Here is a 912-nt window from a genome sequence, read left to right as displayed (position 1 = left end):
TTTATTTCGTTATTGTTGGTAAAGGCCAATACCTAGAAAAATTTCGAGAGCGTATAGATAAAGATGGATTATCAAACGTGATATTTACGGGCCCTGTTCAGAAGGACCAGGTCAGTAGTGCGCTAGCGCTGTTTGATGTTTGTTACTTGGGGTGGCTGGACGATGATATATATCGCTTTGGAGTATCCCCAAATAAAATCCCAGATTATTTTTACGCCGCAAAACCTGTGTTGCATTCCTATTCGGGCGCATCTGATCCTGTCGAGTTGGCTAGTGCCGGTATTACTGTAAGCGCAGAAAATGCAAAGTTAATTGCTGATGGAATCAAGACGCTACGTTCTATGAGTAAAGTCGAGTGCGAGCAGTTAGGAGTCAACGGGAGGCAGTTCGCTATCGATAATTACGAGTATAAAGCTCTATCGGGGCGTTTACTCGACTATATAGGAGGGCTGAGTGCCTAGTACAGACCACTATAATGTATTCATCATTGGCGCCCCTCGCTCGGGTACAAACATGCTGCGCGATGTCGTAACATCTTTTAATGGTGTCGAAACATGGCCTTGTGATGAAATAAACTACATTATTCGTCATGGGAATGTCAGACATCCGTCCGATGAGTTTTCAGAGCAGCAAGCGACCACGCTAGTTAAGTCCTACTTAAACACTACTTTTGACAAATATGCGAAAGAGTTTGGTGCAAACATTCTCGTTGAGAAAACCTGTGCGAACTCTCTTCGCGTGCCATTTCTTCATGCTGTTTTTCCTGACGCAAAATATATCTTTATTGTGCGTGATGGCGTCGATGCGACGGGGTCTGCCAAGTTGCGTTGGACGGCGAAGTTAGACTTGGCTTATATATTGGAGAAAGTACGTTTCGTTCCCAAAATTGATTTGCCTTACTATGGATTGCGT

Annotated in this window: 2 protein-coding genes; both read left to right on the top strand. The window is 44.0% G+C overall.

The genetic code is table 11. From position 1 onward, the window contains the following. On the top strand, positions 1 to 461 hold a 461-nt coding region (locus A3750_RS03945; protein WP_156498379.1), incomplete at its 5' end, for a glycosyltransferase. Further along, positions 454 to 912: sulfotransferase (locus A3750_RS03940; protein ID WP_231871701.1), on the top strand; the 459-nt coding region annotated here is incomplete at its 3' end. The genes A3750_RS03945 and A3750_RS03940, both read left to right, overlap by 8 nt.

Source organism: Oleiphilus sp. HI0079, assembly GCF_001635105.1.
This window is presented reverse-complemented; position numbering and strand designations above follow the sequence as displayed.